General features: G+C 57.2%; 11 protein-coding genes and 2 pseudogenes. 6 read left to right on the plus strand and 7 right to left on the minus strand.

Annotation, left to right across the window (positions count from 1 at the left end; translation table 11 throughout):
* The first annotated feature begins 1,726 nt into the window (after positions 1-1,726).
* From EF888_RS01470 to EF888_RS01485, 4 genes are all read left to right on the plus strand, one after another.
* Positions 1,727-2,680, plus strand: coding sequence for a polysaccharide deacetylase family protein (locus EF888_RS01470; RefSeq protein ID WP_206508401.1), 954 nt, complete (start codon positions 1,727-1,729; stop codon positions 2,678-2,680).
* Positions 2,681-2,808: 128 nt separating this feature from the next.
* The gene (locus EF888_RS01475) at positions 2,809-3,627 is read left to right on the plus strand and encodes a glycosyltransferase family 25 protein (RefSeq protein ID WP_164721542.1); all 819 of its coding nucleotides are present in this window, start codon (positions 2,809-2,811) and stop codon (positions 3,625-3,627) included.
* A 297-nt stretch (positions 3,628-3,924) separates the two neighbouring features.
* Positions 3,925-5,115, plus strand: a complete 1,191-nt coding sequence (locus EF888_RS01480; RefSeq protein ID WP_109757127.1) for a glycosyltransferase — start codon at positions 3,925-3,927, stop codon at positions 5,113-5,115.
* Positions 5,112-6,302, plus strand: a complete 1,191-nt coding sequence (locus tag EF888_RS01485) for a glycosyltransferase family 4 protein (protein WP_126918460.1) — start codon at positions 5,112-5,114, stop codon at positions 6,300-6,302. The genes EF888_RS01480 and EF888_RS01485 overlap by 4 nt, the downstream gene beginning before the upstream one ends.
* 274 nt (positions 6,303-6,576) lie before the next feature.
* Here EF888_RS01485 and EF888_RS01490 read toward each other — a convergent pair.
* Positions 6,577-7,698: pseudogene (locus EF888_RS01490) on the minus strand (IS3 family transposase).
* 602 nt (positions 7,699-8,300) lie between these two features.
* On the opposite strand from EF888_RS01490, the gene EF888_RS01495 reads away from it, so the two are divergent.
* Together EF888_RS01495 and EF888_RS22540 are read left to right on the plus strand one after the other, a co-directional pair.
* Positions 8,301-9,335 carry a hypothetical protein gene (locus EF888_RS01495; protein ID WP_126918461.1) on the plus strand — a complete coding sequence of 345 codons (1,035 nt, stop codon included), beginning with the start codon at positions 8,301-8,303 and terminating at the stop codon, positions 9,333-9,335.
* A 183-nt stretch (positions 9,336-9,518) separates the two neighbouring features.
* Positions 9,519-10,156: pseudogene (locus EF888_RS22540) on the plus strand (integrase core domain-containing protein).
* A gap of 249 nt (positions 10,157-10,405) precedes the next feature.
* Here EF888_RS22540 and EF888_RS01505 read toward each other — a convergent pair.
* The 6 genes from EF888_RS01505 to EF888_RS01530 all read right to left on the minus strand — a co-directional run bounded on the left by EF888_RS01505 (position 10,406) and on the right by EF888_RS01530 (position 17,812).
* On the minus strand, positions 10,406-12,880 hold the full coding sequence (locus tag EF888_RS01505) for an AMP-binding protein (RefSeq protein ID WP_109757130.1): 2,475 nt from the start codon (positions 12,878-12,880) through the stop codon (positions 10,406-10,408).
* Positions 12,881-12,901: 21 nt separating this feature from the next.
* The gene (locus tag EF888_RS01510; protein ID WP_109757131.1) at positions 12,902-14,329 is read right to left on the minus strand and encodes a GMC oxidoreductase; all 1,428 of its coding nucleotides are present in this window, start codon (positions 14,327-14,329) and stop codon (positions 12,902-12,904) included.
* A 469-nt stretch (positions 14,330-14,798) separates the two neighbouring features.
* Positions 14,799-14,900 (minus strand): NAD-dependent epimerase/dehydratase family protein, encoded by a 102-nt coding sequence (locus tag EF888_RS22545; RefSeq protein ID WP_164721543.1) that lies wholly within the window; start codon positions 14,898-14,900, stop codon positions 14,799-14,801.
* A gap of 216 nt (positions 14,901-15,116) precedes the next feature.
* Positions 15,117-15,491 carry an NAD-dependent epimerase/dehydratase family protein gene (locus tag EF888_RS01520; RefSeq protein ID WP_164721544.1) on the minus strand — a complete coding sequence of 125 codons (375 nt, stop codon included), beginning with the start codon at positions 15,489-15,491 and terminating at the stop codon, positions 15,117-15,119.
* A gap of 21 nt (positions 15,492-15,512) precedes the next feature.
* Positions 15,513-16,379, minus strand: a complete 867-nt coding sequence (locus EF888_RS01525; RefSeq protein WP_109757134.1) for a GumC domain-containing protein — start codon at positions 16,377-16,379, stop codon at positions 15,513-15,515.
* A gap of 32 nt (positions 16,380-16,411) precedes the next feature.
* Positions 16,412-17,812: an O-antigen ligase family protein gene (locus tag EF888_RS01530; protein ID WP_109757135.1), complete on the minus strand. Its 1,401-nt coding sequence runs from the start codon at positions 17,810-17,812 to the stop codon at positions 16,412-16,414.
* Positions 17,813-17,838 lie beyond the last annotated feature (26 nt).

Genomic DNA, 17,838 nt, shown 5'->3' on the forward strand with positions numbered 1-17,838 from the left:
GTGTCTGAATGAGCGACGTCTGAGGCTGCCTTCGTAGCCGGCTTGCAGCAGGCGAAGATGCCTTTCGTGAAGCGGAACATTGTGCGCCACTGGTCTAGAACAGTCTACCGCGGGCGCTCGTCTATCTATATCGATCAGTTGCTTAGGAAAGGTGGACTCTGAAAGGTGGACTCTATCGACGGCGCGTCGCGTAACCTTCGCCTCTGAAGCGCTTCAACCGACACGGCGCCCGCTCGATCCGCAGGCCCTCGCTGATTTGAGGAACCCTTACTCTCCTGTATCTGGCCTTGCCACGGGACTTGGGAAGCGTAGGTCGAAGGTGACGATGCGCCTCGCCGGGCCTTACCCTGTCATCATCGCTGATTCGGAGCAGCTTAAAACCGCGGACGTGCCAAGCGCTTTGGCAAGAGCTCAACTCGCACGTAGGACTGTGCCGCCTTCTTCGGTGTCGCTTCTTGCAGCGGCGCCGGGTTGGATGGCGGATGCGCTAGAGGCTGTCGCACCCAAGGAAGCACCCCCTAGGATCCTCAGATCACCAAACGTCGAGCGGGAACCTTCGGTCATCCGGCAACGAGAGCGAGTCCCATCGGTTCTTCGAGAGGCCACTTGGTGTGCTGCCGGATATCCTGTGGGGAGACTCGAGCGATGCAGGGCCATCGGTAGCTGTCTCGGAGGTAAATCTTCGAAACGCTTAGCATTCACCGGCAGATGTGCGCAGGCCAAGTTGACGAGGATCATCCGTGTCGTAATCACAATGGATGTTCAGGACATAAGTTGGTTCCAGGAGGACGAGGAAGACCTGACAGGATATTGTGATCTTAAAATGAGGTCCCGTCCCGACTGTGGACGTAGCTGTTGAACTTTGCTGCCTTGATGCCGTCAGCCGCGCTCCGCATGAGGCCACGAGCCATCGTCGCGGCGCAGTTTATGCAGAAGGTCAGTTGCTTTGCTGTACTGATATAGCGCTGAAAAGGAGGGCTTCGGCAAGCGAGTTGCCGAGGTAAGGGCTTATAGACGGCGAACGAAGAATCGGATGAGAGAACCGGGGTTCGAACGGTTAGGTCCGAAGGCAGTGAAGCGTCGGCCTCGTTTCGAACCTAAATCAAAAGTGGCCTCAATGCAGCCTTTGTCGTGGCTTGGGAAACTGGAGGCCGTGAAATCCTACAACCTTTGTTGTCATGTAGAACGCAACTGTCCCGTTGCTTGCTACGCTTCGAACAAAGCGGGGCACAGGCGGGCCCACTGCCGGAGGTTTCCAATGCTTCTGTGGGCAACTGGAGATGATCTATGGGCACATGGTGCTTGACTCGTCCTGTCGGATAATGATGATCCGCTATGCCCGCTTGGGGTTGCTGCACACCTGATGCCCGTCGCTAAAGCGAGGGCCTCGTCTATTTGCACACCAGCTACGTTCTGCATCCCAATCGGGTGCGGTGTTTAGGAGGTGGAGTCGCGGCCTGAAAACCGCAAAACGTTGCAGCGGTGCGTTCGCACCTTGACGCTGTAGGGCGGATCAGACTTTGGATAGGTGTGATCATGCTGCACGTCCAATGTCGCGACTTGCTTTCTCGAGGAAATCATATTGTACTGGATCATCCTGGATGAAATGATGACACCAATAACCGAACCGGCCTTTACGTGTAAGTTGAAGCGAGCTGACAGCAATAGGTCCGTGATGCCAATTCCAATTACGCAGCGAGGACAAGCAAACCGCACATCGGGCCGCTTGGACATTCTGACTTATCACGCCATTACCCCGAACAAAGCTCCCCTCGGCGACTGGTGCTTTCTTCCCCTTTGTAAGTTTGCGACACAGATGCGAACGCTGAGACGAATGGGTATAAGGGTTTTGCCTCTTGTTGATGCTGTGTCGTCGCTTCTCGATGGGAGCCTGCAAGGGCACTGCGTCTCAATCACATTTGATGACGGCTACCTCAACAACGTCAGTCTCGCGCTCCCGGTTCTGGAGCAGTATGGGTACCACGCAACAATATACCTGGTGACGGGTCTGGTTGGAGAAAAGAGGACCCTTTGGTCAAACCGTGTCATCCATGCGGTCCAAAGCAGTCATCGCGAGAGCGTGGACTTCCGAGGGCATCGCTATTCCCTTGGCAGTCATGAAGATCGCCGCACAGCTTCGCGCGGTTTGCAGCGCGCCATCAAGGAGATTGCTGGTGCCGATCCCAACTCTGCGAGCAAGGAGATCGAGATAGCCTGCGAGACACCCACTGAGCCTGAGTTCGACCGGCAACACGACTTTGCGATGGTCGATGAAGCCGCCATTCGTGTTGCGCATCGCAGCAGGCTAATCGAGTTCGGGGCGCATACCGTCACACATCCTATTCTATTAAGATTGGGAGACGCAGATTTGCGCCGGGAAATTCTCGATTCCGTTGAGCAGACGGGGCACTTGACTGGTAGGGAGTGCAGGACCTTCGCCTATCCAAACGGGGGGCCTGAGGACTTCGACGAGCGCGCAATAGATCTGCTTTCCGGGACGAGTGTAAAGAATGCAGTGACGACGGTTCAAGCGAGGAACAGAGCGGGCACAAGTCCCTATCGTTTGACGAGATGGGATATCGGCAGTGATGTGACACTGCTGAGATTTGTCGCGACCGTGTTGGGAGTTTATCCTGCCGGTCGCGAGAAGGCCTTGCTATCCGAGGTGTGGTATGGGTGACCTATGCTTGGGCTACAGACTGAATCGGCGCTTACTCGCGGCAACGGGACCGGTGGGCATTTGTCCTGGAACATGGCGCAAGAGCGGAGGCGTCCTTCCGCGGTATTCTTATGGGAGCTAAAAAGGGAATGGCAAAACGATTGACTTCTGCCGCATTAACGGCGTTCCGTCGACCCGGACTTGTACGGAACCGCGTGTTCGGAACGCTCAATTATTGGCCGGTTTCAAGGTTGACCAATGAAAGATTGCGGCTGGCTCCCTATTTCTGTATCAACCTCACTTCAAGTACACGTCGCCGCGCACTGGCACAGCGTCAGGCAAGCAGGATGGGGCTGGAGCGTTTCGAGTTTCATGATGCCATTGTCGGCCGTGACTTGAATGTCACCGATCTCATCAAAAAAGGTCTGTATGACGATGTCGCGGCTAAACGATACCATGGCCGCTCGCTCTCATTGACGGAGATTGCGATTAGCCTTACGCATGCGAGGATTTATTCCGAGATCATCTCTCGGGACTTGGAGGAAGCCGTCATTCTAGAGGATGATGTCCTCTTCCTGCCCCGAAATATCAATGCCCTTAACAGCTCGAACGTCCCTTCGGACTTTGATGTCTTCTTCCTCCATGCGCAACTTGATGAAGAGCCGCCTCGAGGCAAGATCGCGAATGGTGTCCATCTCAGTGACTCGTATGTTGCGTCCTCAGTTGCTTACCTGATCTCGCGGCGCGGCGCGGAGAAACTCGCGCGGGGTTCGAAGCCCGTCGTCCACGCGTCGGACGGTCTCCTCGGTCGCGCGCTGCCATGGGATGGCGATCGCCCACATTCATTTCGGCAGCAGGGTGTAAGTATTGAATTGAACGCTTACCTGATGCATCCACCGGGAGCCTTGAATGGCTCTACATGCCACTTTGTGGGGAGTACAATTCCGGAGATCTTTCATAGTAAATGATACGATAGGCTGCGCGGGCCGTATCGGGTGCGCGCTGTATGTCCAGCATCACAGAAAGAGGGAGCAAGGTGTATCCATCTGGTCCTATCGGGCTGAACGGATCGGGAGACAACCCGCGGCGGCGTTGGGTGATGAACTGTTGATCGCCCTCGAATATTCAGCAACGGAGTCCTGGATTTCTCCCAATACTCCTGTCCTAAAATCGATAGATCCGCATGGGACTAGCCGTCGTGATCATCGTTTAAGGATAGGCGTTGCTCGTGAGGAGATAGGCATCATGCGTCGCGAAGAGGCTGCATGGAGATAGTTGCTGAACACAACAGTGAATCTCCTAGTGAAGGACGAAGAGGCACGGTTGTACTTGTCATAGATGGTTTGGGGCGAGGTGGGGCTGAAAGGTTACTAGCGCTTTATGCTCCTGCAATCCGGGCTCTTGGCTATCGCGCGATTGTGGTTACGCTGCAGGTTCGAGATGGCAACGCAGAAGCCGAGAAACTGCGGGCGGCTGGGATAGCTGTTCGACATGTAGAACTCACGAAGCTACGCAACGTCACCGAGCTAAGGAAGGTCATCGCGTGTATTCGGGAGCCGAAGCCTTCGGTCATTCATACTCATCTGGAGGCGGCGACGGTCGTTGGAGGCATTGCCAGCGCGGTCCTGCGTGTTCCCGCCGTGACGACACTTCATACGCTCGAGCATCCGACCGGCATCAACCGAGCCAGCTTTCGACTGTGGGTCCTTAGGCTGCTACTGACTCATATTTACGATCGTGTCCTGTGCCTTTCGGATACAATCGCAGATGAGGCGCGCGAGCATGGACTTCGTAGAGCGCCACTGGTTACGCTACCGAATGGAATTCTCCCTCCGGAGAGCTTGGATGACCGTTGTACTGTCCGGAAGAGGCTTCGCGCGGAACTCGGAATCTCCGAGGGCGCGCTCGTTGTCGTCACGGTAGCGGTGCTCCGGCCGCCCAAAGGTGTCGATCGCCTCCTGGCCGCGATGTCATACGTCCTCGCCTCTGTGCCCGATGCAATTCTTCTTGTAGTGGGAGACGGCAGCGAGCGTGAACAACTGGAACAACAGACTCGCGACCAAGGAATCGCGCATCGTGTGGTCTTCACGGGATTTCGGGAGGACGTCTATGATTTGCTGCGATCGTCTGATCTTTTCGTTCTTCCGACGCTTTGGGATACCCTACCTACCGTGGTCATCGAGGCGATGTTTGCCTCATTGCCGATCGTGGCGAGTAGAGTAGGCGGCATTCCGGATATGGTGGAGCACGGCGTGCAAGGTGCGCTTGTCCCGCCCGGAGATGTGCCCGCACTTGCGAGCGCAATCCTTGGGATGTTGACCGATGCTCGTCGCCGCGAGACAATCGGCCTTGCTGCGCTGCGTCGAGCGGAGACTGACTTCTCGCTTTCTATTCAGGTTCAAAAGCTCGCCGATCTCTATGATGAAGTCATCGCCGGTGTGAGGCCTCCGTCTTGAGAATCTTCATAGTCGAAACCAATGCAAAAGGTGGACTGGCTCTTTTTGCATATCATATGGCAACGTCTCTTGCGGAGCAGGGGGCGGACGTAACTCTTCTTACCGGCCGGGAATATGAGTTAGGACATTTGCCTCATAACTTTACGGTTCTTTTAGAGCTTGATCTTTGGAGCCTGTTTGAAGGCCGCAGCGGACGATCGGGCGGAAAACGTCTCGGTGAGTCAAGAACGGTTCGACGTATCCGAAGAGGCGGAAAGTTCATACGGGCTTGGGCTCATATCGTTCGACGATTGCGGGCCGAAAACCCCGACGTCGTAATATTCAGCATGATTCATTTTCCGTTTGAACTCTATTTCTTCCATCGGCTTCGTGCATCCGGCCTGAATCTAATCCAGATCTGCCATGAGATAGAGAAGCGAGACGTAAAGCGAGGCTGGTTTGAGACATGGTTTGGCGATCCGCTGTTGAAGCGGGCCTACGCCTGTTTCTCTTCCATTGTGTTTCTTGCATCTTCCGTGGAACGTGACTTCGTGGATCTCTATGGGGATATTTCCCGTCGGGTAATCTTGCCGCATGGCCCGCCGCTTTCTCTTGGTAGTTTCGATAAGGATTCAGGAGTGGCGCGCTACGGAATTGGAGATTTCGAGAGGGTTATCCTCTTCTTCGGACTCCTTCGCCCAAGCAAGGGTGTTGAAGATCTGGTCGATGCATTCGCCGCGCTAAAGAACCGCTCGGGCGTGTGTCTGCTCATCGCTGGATATCCCACCAAGAACTTCGACGCGGAAGGCTTAATAGAGCGCGTTCGTAGTTTCGGTCTTGAGGGGCAGGTGTTGTTGCATCTTGACTATGTTCCGGATGGTGATGTGGGTCCACTTCTCACGCTCGCGGAAATGCTTGTTCTCCCCTACCGTAATGCGACAGCCAGCGGTCCTGCGGCGGCGGCACAGTACCTGCATTGTCCTATCATCGCCACCGACGTCGGCGGGTTCAAGGAAATTATTCAAGATGGCGTTACTGGGCGCATTGTGCCTGCACGAAACATCCCGGCTCTTTCAAGGGCGATTGGCGAGATGTTGAATGATCACGTGGGGGCTCAGCGAATGGCCGAAGCTGCTTATCTGGACCAGGCCGAAAACCGGTCCTGGAACAAGTTTGCGAGAGAGGTTCTGAAGCTCGCAGAGGTGTAGGATGACGGAAACTGCCTCTGCGGGATATCGACGTCAACCTTTCCGCACGGTGCAGTCTTCCATCGAACTGATGCCGCGCATGGGCTTCCGACCAGGATGCAGCGCACCCTGTACTCGGGATGGTGTCGCGGGTTAGGGGGCGGTTCGGTACGTCTATATCGGCCGTATAGCTGGTGCGGGAGTGAGCGGCTCCGAGAGATCTGCCTTCTGACCGAAAGGAACCGGCCGTCAATGTCGCGCACCGGCGTGGACTTGCCCCCGTTTCACCGGACACTCAGGCGGTTGCGGTTTGAGCTGCGATGAACTCGTGTGGCGAGCGCATCTTCAGCCCTGAGTGCGGGTGATTGTCATTGTAGTCCTCGATCCACCCGGCGATCGGCGTCCGGCAGCAGCGTGACGTGGACGTAGTCACGCTTCAGCGTCTTGACGAACGCCTCGGCAATGCCGTTGCTCTGTGGGCTCTTCACCGGCGTGTAGCAGGGCCTCAGGCCGAGCTGGCGGGCGAAGATGCGCGTCTCCCTGGCGACGTAACATGAGCCGTTGTTGCTCAGCATCTCGACAGGGTGCGGCGCCCTGTAGCCCCCGAAGCTCTGCTCGACGACCTCCAGCATCATGTCGCGGATGTCCGATCCGCTGATGCCGGCGTTCACCACGGCTTGCCAAGAGATGATCTCCCGGTCGTGCGCGTCGATGACGAAGGCACCGCGGATGGCGTCCCCATTCCAGCAGGTGAACTCGAAGCCGTCGGAACACCAGCGGATGTTGGAGCGCATCGTGACCACCTTGCCCTCGTGGATCAGGTCTGGCCGTTCAGTGTATCTGCGAGCCAGCAGGAGATTGTGCGCCTTCATGATGCGATAGACGTGCTTGTGGTTCACGGGCGCAGCACCCGTGGCTCGAAGCTGCCGGTTCAGCAGCGCCGTGATCCGGCGGTAGCCGTAGGTGGGGCGCTTCGCGACCAGCCGCTCGATCAACGGCAGGACCGCCGCGTCTTGCGCCTTGTGATAGCGCCGCCGCGGCTTCGCGCTCCCGTTCAGCCAGGCGTGCAGGTTCGAGCGGGAGACGCCGAGGGTCTCGGCCACCACCTTCAGCGGGAACCGTCCTTCGGCAGCGACTGCGCGAGCCCGTCCGTTTTTTTTAAGCGGGTCTTGTCCAGCGCCTCCTTGAGGATCTCGACCTCCAGCGTCTTGCGGCCAAGCTGTCGCGCAAGCTCGCGGATGCGCTCCTCCATCTGCTGAACGGCGCGGTTGCTGGTCACGTCGTCATCCTCGGACACGGCAACGGCTCCTCCATCCAGCATCAGGCGGCGCCAACGATACAGCAGGTTCGGCGCAACGCCATTTCGGCGCGCCACGACCGAGATGCTGCTACCTTCCTCCAGCGTCTCCTCGACGATCCGAAGCTTCTCGCCCGCGGATCAGCGGCGCCGACGGCCGCCATCAGTGATGATCTCTATCTCAGACATAAGCACGTGCTCAGGCATACGCCTAAGCCTCCATGGCTATGCCCAAGTGCCCGGTCGAAACGGGGGCAAGTTCACGGCGATTGGATCGCGGTGAATCCTCTGCACCACGCTACGCACGCGAACCCGCCGGTAAGGACAGAGTGTTGTCATGCATGTATTCGTCGCATTTGCACTGACGCCTCGACGCTTCCTTCGCGCCAAGACGCCTCTGGTCGGGTGCGCGGGCTTGTCTTGACGTTACATCAGGTGGAGGGCAGACATGATCTTTCCTTCTTGCGCTATATCTGCGCCTCGTCCGCGTTCACCGGCGATCAGGACCTTGACCCGGTCGCCCGCGGCGGCTCTGGAGACATCCGCACAATCGTGAGCTCCTCAGTTCCGATCGATGACTCTCGAGCGTCCTACACTGCAGAAGGATCCGAGATCCGCGAGCGCGTGAAGCTTTCTTCAGGTGCAAGCAGCTCCTAAGCGTTGAACGCTTGGAACGGACCTAGTAGCGTGTGCCCAGTTGCTCATTTGAGGACGACTAGTACATGTCCATGCCACCCTTAGCTGTACTGACTTTGGCTTTGGCATCATTGATTCCGAGTTGCACCCCGCCTTCGATGGAGGAGGAGGGAAAAACGACGGCAGCTTCTCAGCGCCCGATCAAAGAGACGACGTCGAGCTATACTCGTCCCTACGGTCGAAATGCTCCTTGGAACGTGCCGGTGGCTGGTTTGCCGCGGCATCCAGAAAACGAAAAATACGCTGACCTTCTGTGGTTCAAAGCATCCGACAGGCCGGGTAACTTCAACATTCGAATGCAAGAGTATACGTATCCGGTATATTCGACGAAGGACGCGACAGGGTTTTTTCCAGTGGAAACTGACTGGCCATCGAACCTGCATGAAAAACTAATACCTTGGAATCCAGCTTGGCGTCCTGCGCCTGGCAGCGACGCGCAAGTAATCGTTTTGGATGTCGAAAACGGGAAGGAGTGGAACCTCTATAAAGTAAAAATGCCCTTTGACGGTGTGATCAGGGCGGTCAACGCGAACCTTGTACCCGGTGACTACCGGACGAGGGTCGAAGGTTTTGCGCCATCTCGGGGAGTTGGCATCCCCTATTTGGCCATGCTCGTTCGACCGGAAGAAATCGTTCAAGGCAGCATCGATCACGCCTTGTCTATGCCGATTCGGAACCCCAGCGGACAGTACTATGTGCCTCCTGCAACGAAACTTGAGAACGCGACAGGAGAAGTTGGGATTCCCGAGGGCATGCGGTTTGCGATTGATGTGACCGATGATGAGATAGAGGAGTGGGTGTCCGGTCTCGACGTCCCTCTTTCCCAGAAGAGAGCAGCTCGCATAATTGCCAGCGCGCTTCGTGACTACGGTTGGTTCATTACCGATGTGTCCGGAAGTGCAGGCTTCCAATTCGAGTCCTTGGTGTCCGCGGACGATGATTGGGAGCGTGTCGGCCTTGACGTCGTCCGCCGTGGCTACGCGGTCTATCCGCGCGACCTCCTCGACGGGCTGATCACGCGCGACCGTGTGTATGTCATCGTCGACAGCGAGAAGTACTGAGTGACGCTGGACCGGCACTCCGGCGGCTGGCTACTGGAGGTTTGCTCCAGCACTCAGAATCGATCTACCTAAGAATGGTAGCTCCTTACATCCAGTTGAACATGATGTGATCCCCTGAAACGCCCCCGATTTTCGTTAGAGTTTCCGCATCGAATCCCTGGCTGGGAGATGAGCGGAGTGCCCATGAAGGCCAGCAAGTTCACGGACGCGCGAGACAGGCGTGCATCATCAAGCAGGCTGAAGACGGGACGCCTGTCGCGGAAGTCTGTCGCAAGGCCGGGATCAGCTCGGCGACGTTCTTCAATTGGAAGAAGAAGTATGCGGGCCTGATTCCGTCCGAGATGAAGTGCCTTCGGGAAATCGAGCAGGAGAAAGCCTGTCTGAAGAAGATCTTCGCGGACTTGTCGCTCGACAAGGAGATGCTTCAGGACGTCATGAAGCGAAAGCTCTTCGCCATTGTCGCTTAGACCAATGACGCAACAATGGCGACCCTGCCCGGAAGAGGGCGCTGGTCGACGAGATGCGGCGGATTGGCAGGTGTCGATCCGCCGGGCATGTGCGGTGAGGTGATCGGGTTCGATCCGAGAACCTACCGGCACACGTCTCGTCGGCCCGGTCAGGCCGCGTTGGAACAGCGCGTCAACGGCCGGTTCCGGGCGCAATGTCTGTCCGCTCACTGGTTCATGAGCCTTGAAGATGCGGCCGAAAAGTTGGAGGCTTGGCGTAGAGACTACAACGAGGAACGGCCCCATGGTGCGATCGGGAACAAGGTCCCGGCAGCGCTGATGAAACCGGCACAGGCATCCAGCCCGTGTGTCTGATCGAAGGGCGGAAACTCCGACAACGGCTGAGGGCGCGTTGGGTAGCACATCAACCCCTGAACAGAACTAACTTATGAACGAGGACAATACGGGGAGCAGGTCAGTCCGGATCGCGCTCCCCAGGGCAAGATCCGGTGGTACTTGGCCCTCCAGGTTAGTGCGGCCGTCTGGCCCGGACGCCCCTTGAAGTTCCGATGGCGGGGCTTTTCCCCCGCGATGCTCTCCGTCATAGGCCGGCGATACCGGGTGTCACTGCTCCCTCAGAACGCCCTTTTTCCTGTGCTGCTGAAGAAGCCAGCGGGTGAAGAACTCCCAGCAGATCCAAGATACGACACCCACCGCGAGCGAAACGACCATGTCCAAAAGGTAGTTATCGACCATCAGCACCCGTCGGAGTACCGGCGGGACGTACCAGTGCGTGATGTATATGAAGAGCGATGCGCCTCCGATCCAGTACGCAGCCAAATTCAAGGGAACAGGAAGCGGGATGCGTTCGAAGAGTAGAAGCAGTAGTGCACCCGCCCACACCCAGAAGGGGCCGTGATAGATGTATTCGGCCCGATCAACAAAGCCCCAGACCAGGAGCGGGGAAAGGAAGGCTGCTATCCCGACACCAATTTTCAGTTTAGCTGTATCTGCCTGCTCAAGCATCCACCCCAACAAGAATAGCCACAGCAACATATGCGGAAGGTGATCCTTCAGGGCAGAAGTGTCCCATACGGTGGGGGCAACCATAGCGACAATCACCGAGATCAGAAAGAAGGCGACAGTGAATCTTCGGAGCCCCGACCGAACTGCTTCACGGACAATCTGAAACGCGAAGACAAGCGACAGAAAGAGAAGAATCTGTATGAGGACCTCAACATACCATGTCAGCGCCCGCCAATTATCCTGTACGAAAAAGTTCGAGACAAGCAGCAGGATGTCTGCAGAATAACCGATGACGGCCGTCTGGACAAGAAGGAGAACCAGGACGGTAGGGATGGCGATTCTTCTTGCGGACAAGAGAATGGAACGAACACTACCGTTCTCTATAACCTTCGGCAATTGAAAGCGAGAGAAGTTGTAGCCAGCGACAGCAAAAAGAAGAAATGTTGCCCCCCCGTAGCTGAACGGCGAGAAGTGAAACGCCACGATAAAGATGATGCAGAGAAACCTCAGGAAAATCGTGGTATCGACTGGCTTGACCCACCCTTTGTGCGGTCGTATCGCCCCCAGCTCTGCAATGGTCAGTTCCTGCCAGTTCTTAGGAATGTTTCCCAGCTTCGACTCCAATGCCAAGGAAGCCTCGATATAGGTGAGCGAGTCGCCACCTAGGCCGACAAAGCTGTCGGTGCTTTTGACCGCGCGCCCGGGGAACATCGTTTTGTAGATCTCAAGAATTGAATCCGGCTCGTCGAAAATCGGCATCTGCAGAAATCGTCGCCAGTCACCGCTCCGACGGTGGGTTTTCGAAGCGGAGCCTCGGCGCATCTCCTCATATTGAGTCGCAAGCGCGCCTCGGCGCAGTTTCCCCGTCGCCGTGATCGGGAAGTCGTCGACACGCATGACGTGGATGGAGGAACTTGCGCCGACACCCTGACCGCGCAGTTCCTCATCGACAGCAGCAGACACTTGCGCGTCGCTGATCGCGCAGTCCGTCTTGACGACTGCCAGCACGCCTTCGCCTCGTAAGGCGTCGGATATGCGGCTTACTGCGAACGACTCCCCAATCCCGAGCGCGTCGGCCACCTGCTGCTGAACGAGGTCTGCCGAAATTTTCAGCCCGCCAAGATTTATGACGTCGTCGGCGCGACCCTTGAAGTACAGGACGCCTTCCCGAACTTCCCCCAGATCCCCCGTCGTAAACCATCCTGCTGCATCGACATTCGGAACGCGCCGACCATTCTCGAGGCGCTCGGCGGCAACGTTCTCCCCGCGAATCCGGATACGTTGCTCTGGGTCTAGGCTGATCTCGACGTTACCGTATGGCCGTCCAACCGACGGCAGCATCTCGTCCGGCACACTGCTGATGTCGAGGAAGGTTGAACGTGAAGCCTCCGTGAGGCCGTAGTGCTGAACGATGGTCGCGCGAGGAAAAAGCTCTCTCATCTTGCGCTTTTCATCACCTGTCATCGACTGACTGCCGATCTCAATCCAGCGCACGCGGTCCCCTAGTGATCCGATCAACTCGGCGCGCTGCAGAAGCGTACGCCAAAGCGTAGGAACCGCAGAAATCGCGTTGATCTCGCCGTTGCGGAGCATCTGAGCGATCTCGAGCGGGTTGAACCCCACTTCTGGGACAAACGAGCGGCCGCCGGCTGCGGCAACCGTCAAGCATCGCCCCAGCCCGAATGAATGGTGGACAGGAACCCCGATATACTCTCTGATCGAGTGGTCAATCTCCATGAACTCGCACAACCGACGGCTCGTGTTCGACATGTTCCCGCGGGTGAGGACGATCCCCTTGGGTTCGCCCTGCGTTCCGGACGTGAAGGCGACTTGAGCAACAGACGAATCGCATGGCAATTCACCCTGGCGGCTAATCCAACCGGTTCGGTTCTTTGGAGTTATGACTTCTGTCACCTCGCAGGATCTGATACGCTCGACGTCTTCGGCAGAGCGAAGAGAGACAACGACCGTGCCATTCGATACCAGTTCAAAGAAACTTTCGAAGTAGTCGCACGAATTTCGAGCAACCAGTCCAACTACGCGTGCGTCAACACCAAGGATGTGGATTACCATTCCTATTTCTCTTCACCCAACCTAGACCAGAGACCGCAAGTGGTCCGCTAAACGCAGGCAGAACTGGACGATTGGCAATGTCGGGTTGCTGTAGCCGCCCGTCACAAAAACGGAGGATCCTGCCACGAACAGGTTTCGGGATCCGAAGACCTGGCAGTTCCGGTCGATGACACCAAAGCTTGGCGAAGACGACATGCGTGTCCCGCCCATGTGGTGATTGCCGGCGAGGAGGTCATTCGTGGGATAGTCGGAGTTATTGAGAAGCCATTCGCTGACCTGGATTCTTCCCAGATCCTCTTCCAAGAGCCATTGATTAAAGCGGGTCGCCGCCTCGACAATCGTGCGACGCTCGGTTGGACCCTTGGACCACCTCAACTCGACGTACGGTATGCCGAAGCGATCGACCTCGTCGCTCAGCCTGATCTCGTTCGACATCTCCGGTGCCTGCTCCCACGCAGCCCGAAGGTACACGCCGCAGACGAGGTTCTTGTCGGCCAAAGATGCCAGCCTTCGGCCAACTCCTGGAGCAACACAGAGGAGGTCGCGGATCAGGGCCTCTGTTCCTTCCACGACATTCGTCTCAAGGATCAGGCCGCACCCGAGGACTTGCGCTTCTTCCTGCGCTTCGCGGGCAAGGGAGTAGTATTTGCTCATGCGCGGTATGGACGTGCTGACGACCGCTTGTCCGATCTCGAAGTGTGGGTGTTCCATCCAATACTTACCGATAGGCGTGTTGGCGCTGAAGAATCGTCCAGGATACTTCGAGGTGAACCACAGAAGATAGCGAGAGTTTTCTATGCCGCCCATCGCGAGCACGAAATGCTTTGCGGAGATACTTAATTCTCTTCCGGTGTATCCTACGAAAGCAGCTGATGTGACGTTGCCGTTCTCACCGCTCAGATCATTAAGATTGGCGTTCAAGTACAACGCAATGTTCTCTGACGCCGATAGCACTTCGATGTACTTCTCACCAAATCTCACTGGTGGTGAGAATTGGAACTTCACACGTCGGAGGCCATGGCCCAGTTGATTCTGCTCAAACTCGAAATCATTCGGAATCTCCAGTATATCGCAGGCCTCTTCCAGATACGGTTCGAGATCCGAGTTGTCGATCGGCCAAGTATAGTGGGCTCCATGATGACCTCTATCGAAATCAACATCCTCGAAAGGTCGGCTCCAACCCGCCCAGTGGTTCGTCGTCCCGCCGAGGAAACGAAGGCGGGTGACATCAAGATCGAAATACGGATCTCCTGAAACACGGCCACGATACGCGTCTTGCGAGTCGACCGAGAAATCTCGGCCACCAGCCTCGCAAAGAGCAACACGAAGAGCCTTGTCTGAAAGGGACAGGGCGAGTGTTATTCCAGCTGCGCCCGCGCCAACGATGCAGACGTCGTATCCGTCTTGCGCAACTGGACCGTCGGAAACGGTGTCTAGGTCAAAAAGCATCAGAAATCCTCAGCCTTCAGGATCCATCGGTTCGCGGTGACCTGGCCATTTCCGATCCATAGGACCGAACCCACGCCGCTCGCGGAGAAAACAAAAGCAAGAAGTCTTAGGGCATGTCTGCGTTTCATAGCGCCACCATGTACCGTTTCTGTTCAGAGCGCTTCGGGTTGCACGCGGCCAGCAAAGCGTCGCGCATGACGGAATCGACGTCGTGCTATTGAGCATGACGACACCTAGGCATTTCAACAAGAGGCGATAACAGGTACACTTGCGGGGAGCATCAATCCCTCCTCCAGCCCAATATACGCTTGTACGCCTAGGACTTTTGCATCCACTCGGTCGAGCCGAGGGAATGCTTGATGTCTCTGCGCGCCTCAGCGTGCGTGATCCGCGGGAACTCGTCCGTGAGGCCTGACATCACCATCAATAACTCTGAAATTGTCGTACCACGGCCGCTGGCTGCGTTAACTTAGGGACCTTCACGCGGTCGCAGCATCGCGGCCACGAGGGTTTCGACAACATCGGAGACGTGGATGTAGTCTCGCGACTGAGAACTTTCGCCGTAGATCACGAAGGGCTCGTCTCGTCTGGGCTTGGAACGAAAATCGAAAACACGCCGGAGTATGGTGAGGGCGGATCCTGGCCCGTTCCTAGGTTACTGAAGGGGCGTTTGCCGACCGTCGGGGCCATGAACGCGCGCGGTGACCGCAGCGCGAAATTCGCTCCCCAGCTTGTCGACGCCATAGGCGGTCAGAGGAGCCGGTGTCACTGGCTCTGCAAGCTGCAGTTAGGCATTGCCCCCGCACACTGCTGCGGATGAAGCGTACACGACGTGCCCGACCTTGCTCCGGGCGGCGACTTCAAAAACGATCGCCGAACCCGACTGACTTGTATGATGGCTCTTGCTCCAGCGCCTGTTGCTAGGTCCCACGGAGGCGACGGCAGCGAGGTGAAAAACAACGTCTGAAGAACTGTTTGCAGCCTCGACATCATCGGGCTTCCGGACGTCGCCTTCGAGAAGCTCGCATCCCGGAACGAGCTTCGTCAGAGCGCTGTTCGACAGATTGCCCAGTACGACCACCTCGTCGCCGGCCGCGAGGAGACATCTGGAAAGGTACCGACCAACAAAGCCGCAGCCGCAGGCGAAAAGGTATTGCGCCATGATGCTTCCCTCTTCCAACATCTACGCGGTTCGACGCCACCCAAAAATCAAGGCGATCAAGAGGCCGGCTGTCGCGCCCAATGCCGCAGAGACCGCTGTCTTCTGGAGGAGACTAAGACCGACCGGCTGGGCGCCGACGGCTGCGACGTCGAGAACCTCAATGGTTGATCCCATCGCCGCCTGTACCTCTTCGGCGAGCCGATTCTGATCTGCCAGGCGTGAGGCGTCTTCGAAGAGCCGCCGCGCGTTCTGTACCTCGGACTCGAGCGACTGCCGCTGAAGCACCCAGTCCACTGACAGATCGCCACCAACGCTGCTAGCAGCGCTGATCTCGTTGATTTTCGCATCGCGCTCGTACCGTGCAAGGCGTTCCTCCGCTTTGAGCCAGTTCTCACGCAGCTCCTCGGCGAGCGACATGAGGGTGTCGCCAGATTGTCTCTCCAGAAGCTCCGTGCGTATCTCGAGGTAGCTGGCGATCAGTCGATCAACCAACTGCTTTGCCAGTTCCGGGTTCGGGCTGCGATAGCTGATCCGTGCAACGTTCGTGCCTTGGATTCTCCGGATGCTCAGGACTCGGTTGGCTTCCTCGATCGAAGGAGCGGGCGCGTTGTCTTCGGAAAGTGAAGCGAGCGTGCTCTGAAGAACGCGCCGGCTTCCAAGGACCTGGATCTCTGTCTGCACCGCGTCGTCGTTGAGCAGACGGATAGGATCGCCGCGCCACGACTCGAAGGCGGGATTCGTGGGCATGTACTCCAGACCGAAGCGAAACAGCAATGTTGCGTCTGCCTCAAAGACGGGGATGTCACGCTTGGCGGAATCATGCCCAAACATTCCGGCAAGGGCACCGAAGGCGAGAACGAGGGGAACGTATATAAGGAGAAAGCGCATCACGCTGCGCTGCGGTCGATCCGCTGTATCGTTTACCAGATGCTATCCCTTCCGCGTTCTAGTCCGGATCCAAGAACGGCGTTGGGGGCCGAACAAACCAGGGCAATTAGAAACCAGAAATACCACGGAAATGCCTCATGCAGGAAAATGGCCGTGAGCAGGTTACCGACCATGGCAATCATGAGCCCGGCACAGGCCGCCTCCCCAAACCGATCTCGTTCTCCTGAAAACTTGCGCATTCCTTCCAAGGCAGCAGAAAAGGCGAACCAGAGAAGAGCGCTCCAGGCGAGGAACCCTATAACGCCGCGTTCAGCAAGTATCTCGAGAAAAAGGCTGTGTGCCTGCCTGTTTTCTCCCCGCGCCATCAAGTCGAATCGTCTCGCCGTGTCCTGATAGAGCCGTTCAAATGTGTCATATCCGGTACCCCACAGCGGATTTTCTAAGAAGAGGTGCCAGGCGGCCAGCATTTCGGAAACTCGTCCGGCGATGGCTTCGTCGGTCACGTTGCCCTTCAGCGTCACCAGCGCTTGAACGTCTTGGATCGCGATCGTGATACGCTCTCCGGCCTCAGACGACACGACGAGCAACGACAGGAAGACGATCGACACCAAGGCCAAGACGATGACGGGCGCGCGCGCTTTAATCAGGAAGGTGGCGAGAAGCGAGACGACGGCGAGCGAGACCATGCCGCCACGGGACTGAGTCAAGATGACTCCTGCGAATATGACAGCCGCGCAGGTAAAGAACAGGACGCGACCGCGTCCGTGGTCGACAAGCGCGAGGCAAAGCGACACGGGGTAGGCCAGAAGTAGGATCTGAGCGTAGAAATTTGGCTCGGCTACGGGGCCACCGAACCGAACCTCGTCAATCTGGCCGAACATGTAGGTTATGTGGTTCTTGGCGTAGCCGAAGAAGGTCTGGTTCTTCAGATCAAGGACGTACTGAAGAATTGTGAGAGAGCTTAGGAGCACCGCTCCGGCCACGACTCCGAGCACGGCAGCCTTGAACCTGGTCGACGAATTAATCACGAGGATGAAGGCGCAGCCAAGAATTATAAAGCGCCCGAGCTCCATTAGTCCGCGGATCGTCGCGGTGACGTGATCGGACACGAGAAGTCCCGCGCAAACGGAAGTGAAGTACAGAACAGTTACAAGAACGGGCGCCGCGGCACGAAATACCCTCTCCCGTTCGGTCATCCAGTCCTTGAGGAAGACGGCGAGGAGAGCCAGGAAAACCACCTCGGTGAGCGATGTGAAGCCCGTCGCTTCGGCAAGAACCATCGGCGAGTTGGTGAAGATTGCGAGGGCGCAGCCGAAGACAGCGATCGACGGTCGGGCGATCGCCACGATTGCCAGCGCCCCGAGCGACATAACGCTTAGTGCTTCAAGCGCGACGTCGAGCGAAATCGCGGTAATCAGGGCCGGGCTGGCCACGAATGTCGCGAGTGCGATCCCGACAA

Source organism: Silicimonas algicola, assembly GCF_003970735.1.
GTDB lineage: Bacteria > Pseudomonadota > Alphaproteobacteria > Rhodobacterales > Rhodobacteraceae > Silicimonas > Silicimonas algicola.